The organism is Nocardiopsis akebiae (assembly GCF_018316795.1).
GTDB classification, from domain to species: domain Bacteria; phylum Actinomycetota; class Actinomycetes; order Streptosporangiales; family Streptosporangiaceae; genus Nocardiopsis; species Nocardiopsis dassonvillei.
The window spans coordinates 4644324-4658603 of the sequence record NZ_CP074132.1; the positions used below are offsets into that span (position 1 = coordinate 4644324).

General features: G+C 72.2%; 13 protein-coding genes and 1 pseudogene. 6 read left to right on the forward strand and 8 right to left on the reverse strand.

Going from position 1 to position 14280, the window contains the following annotated elements:
- Nucleotides 1–92 precede the first annotated feature (92 nt).
- Nucleotides 93–626, forward strand: coding sequence for a DUF7144 family membrane protein (locus KGD83_RS19885; protein WP_212640619.1), 534 nt, complete (start codon nt 93–95; stop codon nt 624–626).
- 198 nt (nt 627–824) lie between these two features.
- On the opposite strand, the gene KGD83_RS19890 is transcribed toward KGD83_RS19885, so the two are convergent.
- The 3 genes from KGD83_RS19890 to KGD83_RS19900 form a co-directional block, all read right to left on the reverse strand.
- A complete protein-coding gene (locus tag KGD83_RS19890; protein WP_212640620.1) occupies nt 825–1076 on the reverse strand; it encodes a hypothetical protein in 252 nt (83 codons plus the stop codon).
- 2 nt (nt 1077–1078) lie between these two features.
- A complete protein-coding gene (locus tag KGD83_RS19895) occupies nt 1079–2425 on the reverse strand; it encodes a TRAP transporter large permease subunit (protein ID WP_212640621.1) in 1347 nt (448 codons plus the stop codon).
- A gap of 88 nt (nt 2426–2513) precedes the next feature.
- The gene (locus tag KGD83_RS19900) at nt 2514–3866 is read right to left on the reverse strand and encodes an RraA family protein (RefSeq protein ID WP_212640622.1); all 1353 of its coding nucleotides are present in this window, start codon (nt 3864–3866) and stop codon (nt 2514–2516) included.
- A 204-nt stretch (nt 3867–4070) separates the two neighbouring features.
- Here KGD83_RS19900 and KGD83_RS19905 point away from each other — a divergent pair, with 204 nt between their 5' ends.
- Nucleotides 4071–4829 carry an IclR family transcriptional regulator gene (locus tag KGD83_RS19905; RefSeq protein WP_130397229.1) on the forward strand — a complete coding sequence of 253 codons (759 nt, stop codon included), beginning with the start codon at nt 4071–4073 and terminating at the stop codon, nt 4827–4829.
- Nucleotides 4830–4913: 84 nt separating this feature from the next.
- Here KGD83_RS19905 and KGD83_RS19910 read toward each other — a convergent pair whose 3' ends face one another.
- From KGD83_RS19910 to KGD83_RS19925, 4 genes and pseudogenes are all read right to left on the reverse strand, one after another.
- Nucleotides 4914–6716: an AMP-dependent synthetase/ligase gene (locus KGD83_RS19910; protein ID WP_212640623.1), complete on the reverse strand. Its 1803-nt coding sequence runs from the start codon at nt 6714–6716 to the stop codon at nt 4914–4916.
- 126 nt (nt 6717–6842) lie between these two features.
- Nucleotides 6843–7289: a carboxymuconolactone decarboxylase family protein gene (locus tag KGD83_RS19915; protein ID WP_212640624.1), complete on the reverse strand. Its 447-nt coding sequence runs from the start codon at nt 7287–7289 to the stop codon at nt 6843–6845.
- A 440-nt stretch (nt 7290–7729) separates the two neighbouring features.
- A complete protein-coding gene (locus KGD83_RS19920; protein ID WP_212644512.1) occupies nt 7730–8173 on the reverse strand; it encodes a nitroreductase family deazaflavin-dependent oxidoreductase in 444 nt (147 codons plus the stop codon).
- An 84-nt stretch (nt 8174–8257) separates the two neighbouring features.
- A pseudogene (locus tag KGD83_RS19925) lies at nt 8258–8395 on the reverse strand (LuxR C-terminal-related transcriptional regulator); the annotation flags it as partial.
- Here KGD83_RS19925 and KGD83_RS19930 point away from each other — a divergent pair.
- From KGD83_RS19930 to KGD83_RS19940, 3 genes are all read left to right on the forward strand, one after another.
- Nucleotides 8342–8647: a hypothetical protein gene (locus KGD83_RS19930; protein WP_249352521.1), complete on the forward strand. Its 306-nt coding sequence runs from the start codon at nt 8342–8344 to the stop codon at nt 8645–8647. The pseudogene KGD83_RS19925 and the gene KGD83_RS19930 sit on opposite strands and share 54 nt — an antisense overlap.
- Nucleotides 8648–8856: 209 nt before the next feature.
- Nucleotides 8857–9519: a TetR/AcrR family transcriptional regulator gene (locus tag KGD83_RS19935; protein ID WP_212640625.1), complete on the forward strand. Its 663-nt coding sequence runs from the start codon at nt 8857–8859 to the stop codon at nt 9517–9519.
- A 42-nt stretch (nt 9520–9561) separates the two neighbouring features.
- Nucleotides 9562–12126, forward strand: coding sequence for an MMPL family transporter (locus KGD83_RS19940; RefSeq protein WP_212640626.1), 2565 nt, complete (start codon nt 9562–9564; stop codon nt 12124–12126).
- Between the two features lie 61 nt (nt 12127–12187).
- Here the strand turns inward: KGD83_RS19940 and KGD83_RS19945 are convergent, their stop codons facing one another.
- Nucleotides 12188–12823, reverse strand: coding sequence for a TetR/AcrR family transcriptional regulator (locus tag KGD83_RS19945; RefSeq protein WP_212640627.1), 636 nt, complete (start codon nt 12821–12823; stop codon nt 12188–12190).
- Between the two features lie 268 nt (nt 12824–13091).
- Between KGD83_RS19945 and KGD83_RS19950 the strand changes: the two genes are divergently transcribed.
- Nucleotides 13092–14267: an acyl-CoA dehydrogenase family protein gene (locus tag KGD83_RS19950; protein ID WP_212640628.1), complete on the forward strand. Its 1176-nt coding sequence runs from the start codon at nt 13092–13094 to the stop codon at nt 14265–14267.
- Nucleotides 14268–14280: the final 13 nt, after the last annotated feature.

Genomic DNA, 14280 nt, shown 5'->3' on the forward strand with positions numbered 1-14280 from the left:
ATCGCGCATCCGCCAGAGGGACACCCGAGCGGCCGTTCCCACGTCCCGGACCGCGCAGAGGCCAGCGGGGACGGCCGGGAAGGATCCGGAACATGCGAACGCAGGCAGCCAACGGCTGGCAGTTCTTCGTCGCGACACTGCTGATCGTCATCGGGGCGGTCAACGTCATCCAGGGACTGGTGGCGCTCCTGACCCCCGAGTTCTACGCCGTGGAGAGCACGGACGTGCTCCTGGTGGGGTACACCTCCTGGGGCGTACTGCTGGGCCTGTGGGGAGCGGTGCTGATCGTCGCCGGTCTGGCCGTGCTGTCCCGCAGCACGTGGGCCCGGGGCTTCGCCCTGATCCTCGCCTCGGTGAACGCCGTCGCCCAACTGGGCTTCGTCATGGCGATGCCGCTGTGGTCGATGGTGGCCATCGCCGTGGACCTGCTGGTGATCTACGGCCTGACCGCCGGCTGGCCCGACCGCGAGCGCGGGTCCGGGCGCACCGAACACCACGAGGGCGCCTACCAGAGCGGATACAACGCCGCCCACGCGGCGCCCAGGCCCGCGCGGTCCCCGGAGGGGGGCACCGGCTCGCCGCAGCAGACGGCGGGACCGCAGCAGACCAGCGGGCAGAACTACTGAGAGCCCCTCCCGGGCCGCCCCCGTTCCCCAGGACGGGGGCGGTTTCGCGCGCCCGCGACCGCGCGCGGCCGGTGGTGGGACCGTCGGACCGGGGGGAGGTCACCTACGCTCGCCCGGGGACGGCCGCCGCGGACACCGCCGGGGGCGGCGGCCTCGGCCGCCGCCCCCGGCGGGTCGGTCGCTCCCCCGCGGAGCGCCTCAGTCCTCTCCCCCGCCCCTGTCGTCGGTGAGGTAGTTGGCCAGGAACCCGAGGACCCCGAAGGCAGCCGCGGCCGCGACCGCGGGGACGAAGAGCAGGTCCGAGGTGGTCGTGATCCAGTCCGGCCGCCGCGCGACGACCCCGGCCAGCTGGCCGGCGACGAGCAGGGCGCCGAGGAGGAAGCAGGCGAGGAGGCCCAGCTTGAACAGGGTGCGCACCACGAGGAGGGCGCGGGATCTGATGGTGGTCATGTTCAGCCTCCGAAGACCGGTAGGACGCCCCAACCGATGAGGCAGCCGATCAGGAAGATCGGGATCATGTAGTAGACGATCAGCGGCAGGAAGGTGCTCTCGGGCCGGGCTCCCGTCAGTCCGGCCGCCACGAAGATCGACCCGGACGCGGGCGGCGAGGCCCCCTCGGTGGACGCGAACACCAGGATGGCGATCACCGCCAGCAGCGGGTCGACGCCCACGCCCACCAGTGCCAGGAAGGAGATCTGCCCGACCGCGGTGAGGGTGGCCGTGGAGGAGAGCGGCCCGGCGACCAGGGCGATGACCAGTCCGACGGCCACCACCAGCAGGACGCGGTTGACCGGCAGGTTCTCCAGCAGGGTGTTGACGTCCTCCGCGAGCCCGAGGCGGGCCAGGATCTCGCTGGCCGCGATGGCGAAGAACAGCAGGGCCCCGATGGTGGCGAACTTGGGCAGGGCGCCGTCGAGCAGGGCCGACCAGTCCCGCGGGTTCCTGGGCAGGCGGTCGCGTCCGGCGACGAGGGAGAACACGATGATCAGGATCGGGATCCAGATCAGCAGCGAGATCTCCCCCATGGCCTCGCCGAGCGGGGTGGAGTCCTCCAGGTAGTCGGCCAGGGGCCCCGCCGTGACCACGATCGGGATGAGCGCGCCCAGGAAGATGGTCAGGGCTCCCGCGCCCTGGCGCAGGGACTCGCGCAGTGGCAGCAGGTCGGCCTCGTCGGCCCTGGGGATGCCGTCCCTGCGCACGAAGTACGCGATCAGGGCGAACCTGAGCAGGATCTGGTAGGCCCCGGCCGCGAGCAGGCCCATGTAGACCTGGCCGGTGCTGACCATGCCCCCGGCGAAGCCGATCATGATGACCATGGAGGCGCTGGGGGGCAGGGCCGCGCCCATCCCCCCGTTGCCGGCCATCACCGTGGCGGCGCGGGTGGGGGACCACCCCGTGCGCACCATCCAGGGTCCGGTGAAGGAGCCGCTGGAGGCGGTGTTGGCGGAGTTGGACCCGGACAGGGCGCCGAAGACCGCGGAACCGGCCGTGTCGATGAAGGCGGGGCCGCCGCGGACGCGCCCGAAGAGGGAGTTGAGGATGGCCAGGATCCGCTGGATCAGGCCCGTGACGTCGATCAGGTAGGCCATGAACACGAAGGCCAGGGCCGCGTAGAGCACCTCGTGGGTGAGGGCGTCGACCAGCCCCCGGAGCAGGTACGCGGGCGCCTGCGCCCCGGCGAACAGCGCGGTGACGACCAGTCCGAGCAGCATCGCCTCGCCCATGTTCCGTTTGAACACGACGTTCCAGACGATGATCACGGCGATGAAGGCCGCTAGGGCTAGGAGTGCGATGGGCATGGGTGGACCTTCGGGAGGGGAGTCGGGGAGTGGTGGCGGCCGGGTGCGGCGGGGGAACGGTCCGGCCGGGGGTCGGCGGGGCGGGCGCTCACCGGCGTTCCGCCCTGATGGCGCCGCGGCGGCGCTCCTCCTCCGCGACGACCTCACGGGCCGCGCTCAGGGTCTGCTCCGCCTCCAGGCGGGGGACGAAGAACACCCCGTCGCCGTCGGCGACCACGATGTCCCCGGTGGAGCAGACCGCGCCGCCCACAGAGACCGTCCGGCCCACGTGCCCGGGGCCGTCCTTGTAGGGACCGGCGGGCGAGATCCCGGCCGCCCAGACGGGGAAGCCCAGCTCGCGGAGCTCGTCGGCGTCCCGGACCGCACCGTCGACCACCATGCCGCGCACGCCCCGGTTGAGGGCGCGTTCGGCGATGAGCTCGCCCAGCAGCGCGCGTGAGGTGTCGCCCCCGCCGTCCACGACCAGGACGTCCCCCGGCCTCGCGAGGGCCAGCGCCCGGTGCAGGGCGCGGTTGTCGCCGGGACGGGTCAGGACGGTGAGCGCCCGTCCGGTGACGCTCGCCCCGGGCCAGACCGGGCGGACGCGCGAGGAGACGAAGCCCAGCCGGTCGCGGCCGTCGCCGATGGCGGCGGTGGGGACGCCTGCGTAGGCGTCCGCCAACTCGCGCGCGTCCTCCCCGCCCGAGCGCGCCAGGTACAGGTGGCGGTCGGCGGCCCCGGTGCTCACCGGCGCCTCGACGCCCAGTTCACCGAGGAGTTCGACGCTGGAGCGGAGTTCGTGCGCCCTGCGCAGTGCGTGCAGGCGCGTGCCCTTGTCCAGGCGCTCCAGCGCGGACGTGCCGTCGGCGAGCGCGTCGGCGACCTGCGTGCGCATCCACGCCTCCTCCCCCGCGGCCCTCCCGGCGTCCACGGCCTCGGTGATCAGGGCTCCCAGGCCCTTCATGAAGACGCTGCGCAGCAGCTTGCGCCGTGACGCGGCCCCGACCTCGCCGCCGACGGGCTCGGCGTCGGAGCCCACCGCCCGGAGCAGCCGGGCGGCGGCCTCCGAGGCGGGGCCGGAGAGCAGGACGTTGACCTCGGCACCGTACCTGAGCACCGAACCGATGATCGCACCGTCCACGACCTGGGCGGATTCCCCCAGGGCCGCCTCCACCCCGGTCTTGGTCGCCGGAGCGGCGGCGTTGAGGTCCACGTACACCGCGTCCCGGCGCAGCACCGGCCGTGCGTCCTCGGCCGCGGTCACCGCGTACGCGGCCGTGGTGAGGCTGAGGACCAAGTCGGCGTCGGCGACCGCCTCGCCGGTCGAGGCGGCCCGCGCCACCCCCTCGGGCGTCCGCGCCCCCGGCGAGGGGTCGTAGCCGACGGTCTGCCAACCGGCGGCCGCGAACGCGCCGGCGTAGACGGCACCGGCTTCTCCGAGCCCGAGCACGGCGACCTTCATGATCCCACCCTCTATCATTGAGTGATAGCTTCTGTTGCCTGTTGATAGTGAGTGTGACCTGCGACGCTTCGCGGTGTCAACCTGCCGGAAACCCGTCCGCTACGTTGAGGGAGGGCGGCGATGCGCGCATCGCCTTGGGGACGGGCACACCGGCCCTCTCCCGGGACGGGGCGAACGACGACGGAAGGGCGGGCGAGGGCACGGATGGGAGCGACGGCTGGGGGTGGCAACCAGGGGCGCACCCTGGACCGGGCTCTGGACGTGCTGGAGTGCCTGGAGCGGGCGCGCGGCCCCCTGCGGCTCAGCGACATCGCGCGGGAGAGCGGGCTCCACCTGGCCACGACGCAGCGCACCGTCAACCAGCTGGTACGGCGCGGGTACGTCCAGCAGGAGCGCCTGGGCTACTCGCTCGGGCCGGTGGTGCTGTCCCTGGCGCACTCCTTCGTCGTCAACGACCGCCTCTGCAGCGTCGCGACGCCGATCCTCACCGAACTGTCGGCCACGACCGGTCTGACCTCGTCGGTCTACGTGCGCTCGGGACAGGAGCGCATCCTCATCGCGCGCGTGGACGGAGCCGACCCGCTGCGCTACCAGTTCCCGATCGGGCGCCGGGTGCCCCTCTACATCGGCGGCGGCAAGGTGCTGCTCAGCGACTGGGACGACCAGGAGCTCGACGCCTACCTCGCCGACCACGCCGAGGTGCGCCTGGCCTCGGGCAGGACCCAGGACGCCGCCGACCTCCGGGCGCAGATCGAGCGGATCCGGGAGGTCGGCTACCACCTCGCCGAGTCCGAGCGGGAACCCGGCGCCCTCAGCCTGACCCGGCTGCTGTACGACTCCGAGGGCGAGACCCTGGGCGCCGTCAACCTGGTGACCACCAGTGACCGGACCAGCCCCGAGGAACTGCTGTCCCAGCTTCCTGAGCTGTCACGGGGCGCCAACGCCATCGGGGTGCGCGCATGAGGAGTCGCCCGCCGGGACGGGCGGGCACGCTCGGGTCCCGGCCGGGTAGGTTCCGGGCTTGGGCGGCGGCTGACCGGACCCGGGTCAGGCGCGGTACAGCTCCGCCAGGGCGTCGGCGTAGCGCTCCCGGACGACCCGGCGCCGGAGCTTGAGCGAGGGGGTCAGCTCACCGGTGTCCGGGCCCCACTCTTCCGGGAGCAGCCGGTGGCGCCTGACCCCCTCCGCGCGGCTGAACCGGGCGTTGGCCGCCGCGACCGCGCGTTCGGCCTCCGCCGCCACCTCGGGGTGGGCGACCAGCGCCTCCCAGTCCCCGCCGGTGTCGACGCCCCGGGCCGCCGCCCACACCGGCAGCGTCTCGCGGTCGGGCACCAGCAGCGCCACCAGGTAGGGCCTGCGGTCCCCGTGCACGTAGGCCTGGCCGATGATCGGGTGCTCCTTGAGCGCGTTCTCCACCGGCGCGGGCGCGACGTTCTTGCCCTGGGAGGTGACGATGAGCTCCTTCTTGCGGTCGGTGATCCACAGGTAGCCGTCCCCGTCGACGCGGCCGACGTCGCCGGTGGCGAACCACCCCCCGGCGTCGGTGGCCGGGCGCACCGAACCGTCGGGCTGGAGGTAGCCGCCGAAGACCGACTCCCCGCGCAGCCACACCTCGCCGTCCTCGGCCACCCGCACCCGCACGCTCGCGATGGGGCGGCCGACCGAGCCCAGCCGGAAGCCGGTGGCGGGGCTGTTGACGGTGGCCACGCCCACGGACTCGGTGAGGCCCCAGGCGTCCATGACCACCACCCCGAACCCGGCCCAGAACCGCACCACGTCCAGCGGCATCGGCGCGGAGGCGCTGGAGGCCCAGCTCACCCGGTCCAGGCCCACCCGGGCCAGCAGGGGGAGCAGGACCTCGGTCCGGGCCCGCTCGAAGCGTTCCCCCAGTTCGGCGGGGACCTCCTCGCCGCGCTCGCGGCGGGCGACGTGCTCGGCGGCCACGGCCGTGGCCGCGTCCACGGCGGCGCGCCTCTCCTCGGGCATGCGGGCGAGCCCCGCGCGCAGGGCGGAGGCGAACTTCTCCCACACCCGGGGAACCCCGAAGAACTGGGGCGGACGCACGTGCCGCAGGACCCCGGGCAGGTCCTGGAGGCTTTCGCACATCCACACGTGGGAGGCGCGGAAGACCGGCAGGTAGAGGCCGAGCATGCGTTCGGCGATATGCGCCAGGGGCAGGTAGCACACGTGGTCGGGGTGCTCGGGGAGGGCGACGGCCGCGTCCAGGGCGGTGGCGTTGGCCAGCACGTCGCGGTGCGTGACGGCCACGCCCTTGGGGTCCCCGGTGGTCCCGGAGGTGTAGACGACGGTGAGCAGGTCGTCGGGGGTCAGGTCGCGCCAGCGCTCGAAGGCCGTACCGGCGGGGGCGTCGGGGACGCCCTCCAGGCAGGCGTAGTCGGTGTGGCCGCGGCCGGGGTCGGCCCCGTCCACGACGACCAGCGCGGCCAGGGGCACCTCGGGGTCGGCGAGCAGGCCCTCCCACGCGGCGGCGGCCGCGCTGTCCCCCACCACGGCGAGACGGGCTCGGCTGTGCCGGGCGATGTGGGCGACCTGTTCTGAGGCGGCGGTGTCGTAGACCGTGGTGGGAACCGCGCCCGCGTGGACGAGGGCGAGGTCGGACAGCCAGTGCTCGGGGCGGTTGCCCATCATGATCAGGACGTGGTCGCCGGGTTCGACGCCCAGGGCGGCGTAGCCCTCGGCGAGCGCGGCGACGCGGTCGCGCACCCGCGACCAGGTCAGGGTGGTCCAGTCGCCGCCGTCCGGCGCGCGCCAGGACAGGGCGGACGCGTCGGGGTGGTCGGCGGCGTTGCGGGCGAGCAGGCTCGGAAGGGTTCGTCCGGTGGGGGGCATGGGCGCTCCTGGGTCCGGGATCTCCGTGCACGGCCGACGAGGAGTGTCGGGTGCACTCATCCCTACCCGGGAAACGGGTGCTCCGCTCCCGCTGCCGACTCCTCGGCAGCGGGAGCGGAGCCGGGCTCAGCGCTTGCGCGGGTGCAGGTGACTGGTGACGGCCAGCCGGTTGTAGAGGTTCATCATGGCGATGCCGGCGATGAGCGCGGCCAGTTCCTGGTCCTCGAAGTGCTCGGCGGCGCCCTCGTAGGCCTCGTCGGACACCCCGTGCTCGCCCAGGCGGGTGATCTCGTCGGTGAGCGCCAGAGCGGCCCGCTCGGCGTCGGTGAAGATCTCACCGGCCTCGTACCAGGCGGACACGAGGAAGAGCCGCTGCTGGGACTCCCCCGCCTCCAGGGAGCGCTGGGTGTGCAGGTCGATGCAGAAGGAGCACCCGTTGAGCACCGAGGCGCGCAGCTTGACCAGTTCCAGCAGGCCGAGGTCCAGGTGTCCGGAGATGACCTTGTCGATCTCGTCCAGCTTGCTGTAGACCTCGGGAAGCTTCTTCGCCCAGATCACGCGTTCTTTCGCCACGGGGGCCGCCCTCCTAGTCGAACACTCTCACCGTCCCGGCCGGGACCCGGACCACAACGCTACCAACGGGGTCCGGGCACGGCGGGGTCAATGCCGAAACCGGAGACGGAAGGCCAGATCAAGGTAGTTTCGTGTGTTCTTCGGCTTTCCGTAATCCAATCCGGGACAACAGAGCACAGAATCTCCCTTGTTTCTGCTTCACCGTTTTGCCAGCGGGCACAGAGCGCGGGCCGAAGAACGATTCGAGGGGCTTGAGACCAACCTTCAAGCGGTGGCGCCCGCGTCAGCTCTCATAAGGTCTTGGTTTCAACGTCTTTGAGGGTTGAGGATGTGTGGCCGCGCCCTCCCCGACCCCCACGGGCTGGCGTGAGCGCGAACGCCCCCCACCACGAACGGACCGGCCGGGGCGCCTTCCCCGGCCGGTCCGCCCTCCAGACGCGTCACTTCTCGGCGACGGGCTCCAGCACGAAGACCGGGATCTCCCGGTCGGTCTTCCTCTGGTAGTCGGCGTAGTCCGGGAACGCCGCCACCGCGCGCTCCCACCAGACCGCTTTCTCCTCGCCCGTGACCTCGCGGGCCACCATGTCCTGGTTCACGGTCCCGTCCCGCAGCTCCACGTGGGGTTCGGCGAGGACGTTGAAGTACCAGACGGGGTGCTTGGGCGCACCGCCGAGCGAGGCGACGGCGGCGTAGCGCCCCTCGTGCTCCACCCGCATCAGCGGCGTCTTGCGCAGCTTGCCGCTCCTGGCCCCGCGCGTGGTGAGCAGGATGACCCGCATCCCGCGCAGGGTCATCCCCTCCCTCCCGCCGGAGCGCTCGATCTGCTCGACCTGGTCGCGCACCCACTCCGTCGGACTCGGCTCGTACTCGCCTTCGAGCGGCATGAAATCGTCTCCCTCGTCGTTGCTCGTCGTACTGGCCGGCAGCACTGCCAACATCACTTCCCCACGGGGCTCATCCGTACCACGTCAGTCGGGAGTGCGGGCGTCGTGGGTGAGCAGCGCCAACTGGACCCGCCCGGGCGGGTCCAGCTTGGTCAGCGCGCTGGACACGTGCGCCTTCACGGTGCCCGTCGACATGTACAGCCGCTCGGCGATCTCGGCGTCGGGTTCCTGTCGCTGCGGGGGCTGCCGTGGCTGGCGGTACCGGTGGGCGTGTTCAACGGGGGCTTCGTGGCCCGGCTGCTGGGCCGCGTCGCCTACCGGAGGCTGGAGGCGCGGCTTCCGGAGACCTCCACCCGGATCAGGTACGGCCGGGAGGCCGCGCTCCAGACCGTACCGAAACGGGGCGGATGGCTGGACCGCCTGGAGCGGTCGGCGATCGAGGGCAACGCCGAGACCGAGCCGACGGGCTCCTGAGGGGCCGGCGGCCGTGCGACCCGGGACTGGGCCGCGCGGCCGCCTTCTCGCGTGCGGGCCGCTCCCGGCGGGAACGGCCGTCCACCCCACCAGCGCCACGGGACACCCCCGCCGACCCCCGAGGCCGACGCGAGCCCGCACCCCGAGTGTGACTGGGTGCACTCAGTGCTTCGTTGCACTTGGTGCAACCACCTCCGTACCGTGGAGACGTGGACAATCAGCACGAAACGCCCGCACGTGACCGGCGTGAGGCACTGAAGTCGCGCCACCGCCGCGCCATCGTGGACGCGGCCGCCGCGCTGATGACCGAACGCGGGGACACCGGCTTCACCGTCGACCAGCTCTCCGAACGGGCCGACGTCTCCCGGAGAACCGTGTTCAACCACTTCAGGTCCCTGGACGACATCGTCCTGGAGGTGTTCGGCGAGATGCTGGAGGCGATCGTCGACAGCATCGAGGCCAACCTGCCCGCCGTCACCGGCGAGCGGGCGGGCAGCATGTTCGACGAGTTCGCGGCGGCGATCCGCCGGACCGACCTGGTCACCCCGGTCACCCGGCTCAAGCGCCTCCTCCGGCAGCAGGGGAACGAACCCGCCCCGAGCCAGGCCGCGCTGTTCGAGCGGGCCATCAACGACGTGAGCGTCCGCCTGGCGGCCATCATGACGCGCCGCCACCCGCACGCCGACCCGCTCGTGGTCGACCTCATGTGCGGCGCGGTCATCAGCGGCGGCACGATCACGGTCCAGCGCTGGGAGCAGACCACCGGAGGGGTCGACAACGACGACTCCCGCCGGGTCTGGGCCGACCTGCTGGACCGCATGCTCGCCGTGACCCGTGACGGCTACGGGAACGCCGGATCACCCACCTCCTGAGCGCACACGCGCTCCCTCCCACCCACTCCGTTTGCAGGAACCATGGCTGAATTTCTCTACAGACTCGGGCGTGCGTGCGCACGTCGCGCCCGAACCGTCATCGCGGTCTGGCTGGCCCTCCTGGTGGCCTCCGGCACCGCCTTCTTCCTCTTCTCCGGCGAGCTGGAGGACAGCTTCTCCATCCCCGGCACGCCCACCGACGAGGTGGAACAGCTCCTGTCGCAGGAGTTCTCCGGGATGGGAGGCGGCTCGGGCACCGTCGTCTACCAGACCGAGGACGGCTCGGACTTCACCCAGGAGCAGCGGGAGGCGATAGCCGACCGCACCGAGCAGGCCGCCGGGCTCTCCGGTGTGGAGGACGCGATCGACCCGTTCGCCACGGAACAGCAGCGCGCCGACCAGCAGCAGGAGCTGGAGGAGGGCCGCGACGAGCTGGAGAGCGGCCTGGAGGAGCTCGAGGCCGGTCAGGCCGAGCTCGACGCGGGCCGCGAGCAGGCCGAGGCCGCCGGGCTGATCGACCAGGTCGGCCCCGGGCTGGACGCCGAACAGGCCGTGATCGACCAGAACCGCGAGGAGCTGGACGCGGGCCTGGAGGAGCTGGAGCGGGGCGAGGCCATGCTGGAGATGGCCTCGGAGATCCGTTCGGTCTCCGAGGACGGCGACACCGCCCTGGTCCGTATCGCCTTCAGCGACAGCCAGACCGAGATCACCCCGGAGACCCGTGACGCCGTCATGGAGGTCTTCGAGAGCGACCCCGTGCCGGGCACCACGGTCGACTTCGGCAACGACATGGCCATGACCATGCCCTCCCTGGTCAGCACCGCCGAGGTGATCGGCGTGATCGTGGCCGGTGTGGTCCTGGTGGTCATGCTGGGCACCCTGGTGGGCGCGGGCCTGCCGATCCTGACGGCGCTCGTCGGCGTCGGCGTGGCCACCCTGATCGCGATGTCGCTGTCCGGAGTGCTGGAGATGGCCTCGGTGACACCGATCCTGGGCCTGATGCTGGGCCTGGCCGTCGGCATCGACTACGCGCTGTTCATCATCAACAGGCACCGCCGCCAGCTCAAGCAGGGCGTCGGCGTCGGTGCGTCCATCGGCCTGGCCAACGGGACCGCGGGCAACGCCGTGGTCTTCGCGGGCACGACCGTGCTCATCGCGCTGCTGGGCCTGAACCTGACCGGGATCGGGTTCCTGGGCCTGATGGGCAGCGTGGCAGCCGTCTCCATCGCCATCGCCGTGTTCATCGCGATCACGCTCGTTCCGGCGCTGCTGTCGCTGGTGGGCGCGCGCATCCTGTCGCGCCGCGAGCGCGCCCGTCTCGCCGAGAGCACCTCCGCCGCCGGCGGGGGCGCGCACGGGGCGGAGCGGGTCAAGCCGATGTCGACCGGCCGCGCGCTGGCCCAGGCCGCGGTGGCCGTGATCGCCCTGGGCGTGGTCGCCCTGCCCGCGCTGGACCTGCGCCTGGGCATGCCCGACGGCTCCTCAGAGCCCACCGAATCCACCCAGTACCGGGCCTTCACCGCCGTGGAGGAGAACTTCGGCGCGGGGCAGAATGGCACGCTCCTGGTCGTGGCCGAGCTGACCGGCGGACCCGACGAGGAGTCCGCGGAGCGCAACGCCGAGGAGGAGCAGGCGCTGGTCGCCGAGGAGATCTACTCCCACGACGACGTGGCGGCGGTGGCGCCCATCGGCGTATCCGAGGACCACACCCTGGCCATCTTCCAGGTCGTGCCCGTCGAGGGACCGGCCAGCGCCTCCACCGAGCAACTCGTGCACACCCTGCGCGCGATGGAGCCGATCGAGGGCACCGGCCCGCTGGGCGTCGCGGGCATGGCCAGCGGCAACATCGACATCTCCGAGACGCTGAGCGACGCGCTGCCGACCTACCTCGCGGTGGTCGTGGGCCTGTCCCTGGTGATCCTGCTGCTGGTGTTCCGGTCGATCTTCGTGCCGGTCGTGGCCACGCTCGGGTTCATCCTGTCCTTCTTCGCGGCGCTGGGCGGCGTGGTCGCCGTCTACCAGTGGGGCTGGCTGGGCGGCCTCTTCGGACTGGAGAACACCGGACCGGTACTGAACTTCCTGCCCACGCTGCTGGTCGGGATCCTGTTCGGCCTGGCCATGGACTACATGCTCTTCATCGGCACGGGCATGCGCGAGGCCTACGTGCACGGTTCTCCCTCACGGCTGGCCGTGGTGCAGGGCTTCAGGGCCGGACGCTCGGTGGTCACCGCCGCCGCGATCATCATGATCTCGGTGTTCGGCGGGTTCGTCTTCTCGCACAGCGTCATGATCAGCTCGATCGGCTTCGCGCTCGCCTTCGGCGTGCTCATCGACGCCTTCGTCGTGCGCATGGCGCTGATCCCCGCGCTGATGCACCTGGCGGGCAACGCCGCGTGGTGGCTGCCCGGGTGGCTCGACCGGATCCTGCCCGACATCGACGTGGAGGGCGCCTCCCTGGAGCGCCGCCACCCGCGTGAGCGGGAAGCCGGGACCGGCGGGGACGCCGACGGCGACGGAACGACCGGCGACGCGTCGGCCGCCGGGGACACGGGCTCGCCCTCCCACGAGGAGGACGACACGGACCGGGTGTCCTCCGAGCGGCGCTGAGGCGCACGCGTTCCACGGGCCCGGGGGGCGGCCGCCCCCCGGGCCCTTCGCGTGCGGGCGCTCAGCCCCGGTTCCCGACCTCGTCGAAGACTCCGGTCAGCCCGTCCAGGAAGGCCGAGAGCGCGAGTTCGAAGCTCGCGTCGTCGATCTCCGCGGCGTGCTCGGGCAGCCGGTGGGCCTGGGACAGGTTCGGGTAGCGGTCCCGGTAGACGCGCACGTCGTCGTCGAACCCGCGCGCGAAGGAGTTGGTGGCGGCCCCCACGACCAGGTACTTGGTGGAGGCGCCGATCATCGTGGCGTAGCGGGGCGGCCATCCGGCGCCCACCAGGCCGCCGTGCACCGCGTCGGCGCGGCGCAGCGCCTCCTCGCGGCGCCCGGGCCCGGAGGAGACCACCGGCAGCAGGTGGGGGTGCTCGGCCAGGGCGTCGCGGTAGGAGCGCGCCCAGACGGTGAGTCCCCGGCGCCAGTCCCCGCCCTCGAAGCCCGAGACGTCGATGCGCGAGGTGACCTCGTCCGCGACCTCGGTGAGCAGCTCCTCCTTGGTGCGGTAGTGGCTGTAGAGGGAGGCCGCCTGCACGTCGAGCTCCTGGGCGAGCTTGCGCATGGACAGGCCGTCCAGCCCGTCGCGGTCGATGAGCGCGAGAGCCGCGCGGCGGATGCCCGGACGGCTCAGGATCGGCGTCTTGGGTCGGGCCACGGAGGGATCCCCTTCTCCACTGCGGCGGACGGACCGGACCCTCCGGCGTCCGGCCCGATCATCGCACGCCGGCACACCGCGTGCGGCCCTCTGGCGGTGTTCGCGCACCTGAGAGCCGGTCCTCGGGTCCCACGCGCCCCGGCACGGGGATCTGTCCGGAACCGGAAGCAGAACCCGTTTCCTCCTGTTCGGCGGCACCTCTTGCACGCACCCCGGGGAAGACCGTACCCTCAAACCGAACGCCGTTAGGTTATTGGGGAGACAGGCCGTGATCGATTTCTCACTGAGCGATGAGCAGCGCGCCGTCCGCGACTGGGTGCGGACCTTCGTCGAGCGGGAGCTGATGCCGCTGGAGAACGACGTGCTGCGCCGCGAGCGCGAGGGGCAGCCGCCCGGCCTCAACGCCGAGGAGCGCACCCGGCTGCGCGAACTGGCCCGCAAGTCCGACTTCTGGGGCGTGGAGACGCCGGTGGAGTACGGCGGCATGGGTCTGGACCCGGTCACCGCCGCGATCATCGAGATCGAGCTGGGCAGGACCTTCCTGACCTTCAAGTTCGGCGGCGAGGCCGACAACATCCTCTACCACGCCAACGAGGAGCAGAAGGAGCGCTACCTGCTGCCCACCATCGCCGGTGAGCGCCGCTCCTGCTTCGCCATCACCGAGCCCGGCGCGGGCTCCGACGCCAAGGCCATCCGCACGCGCGCGGTCCGCGACGGCGACGCGTGGGTGGTCAACGGCGAGAAGACCTTCATCACCGGCGGCAACGAGGCCGACTTCGCCATGGTCTTCGCGGTCACCGACCCGGACAAGGGCGCCGACGGGGGCGTGACCTGCTTCCTGGTCGACCGCGAGGCGGGCTGGACCTCCGAGCCCATCGACACCATGGGCGAGCGCCGGCCCGCTTCCCTGGTCTTCCAGGACGTGCGCGTGCCGCACGAGAACATCCTGGGCGAGGAGGGCCGCGGCTTCGAGTTGGCCATGAAGTGGATCGGCAAGGGCCGCTACCTGCTGCCCGCCCGCGCGCTCGGCGGCTGCGAGCGCCTGCTGGACATGGCGATCGAGTACTCGCGCACCCGCGAGACCTTCGGAGCGCCCATCGCCGACCGGCAGGCCATCCAGTGGATGATCGCCGACTCCCAGACCGAGATCGAGGCACTGCGCCTGCTGGTGCTGCACGCCGCGTGGCAGGTGTCGGTGGGCCGGGACTCGCGGCACGCCCAGTCCATCGCCAAGCTCTTCGGCGGTGTGAAGGCCAACGAGATCGTCGACCGCGTGATGCAGATCCACGGCGGCATGGGCTACACCCGTGAACTGCCCATCGAGCGCTTCTACCGCGACGTGCGGCTGCTGCGCATCTTCGAGGGCACGGACGAGATCCAGCGCCGCACGATCGCCCGCGACCTGCTCAAGGGCCACGTCAAGGTGGGCGCAACCCTGGGCTAGCGGCGGGACGAGG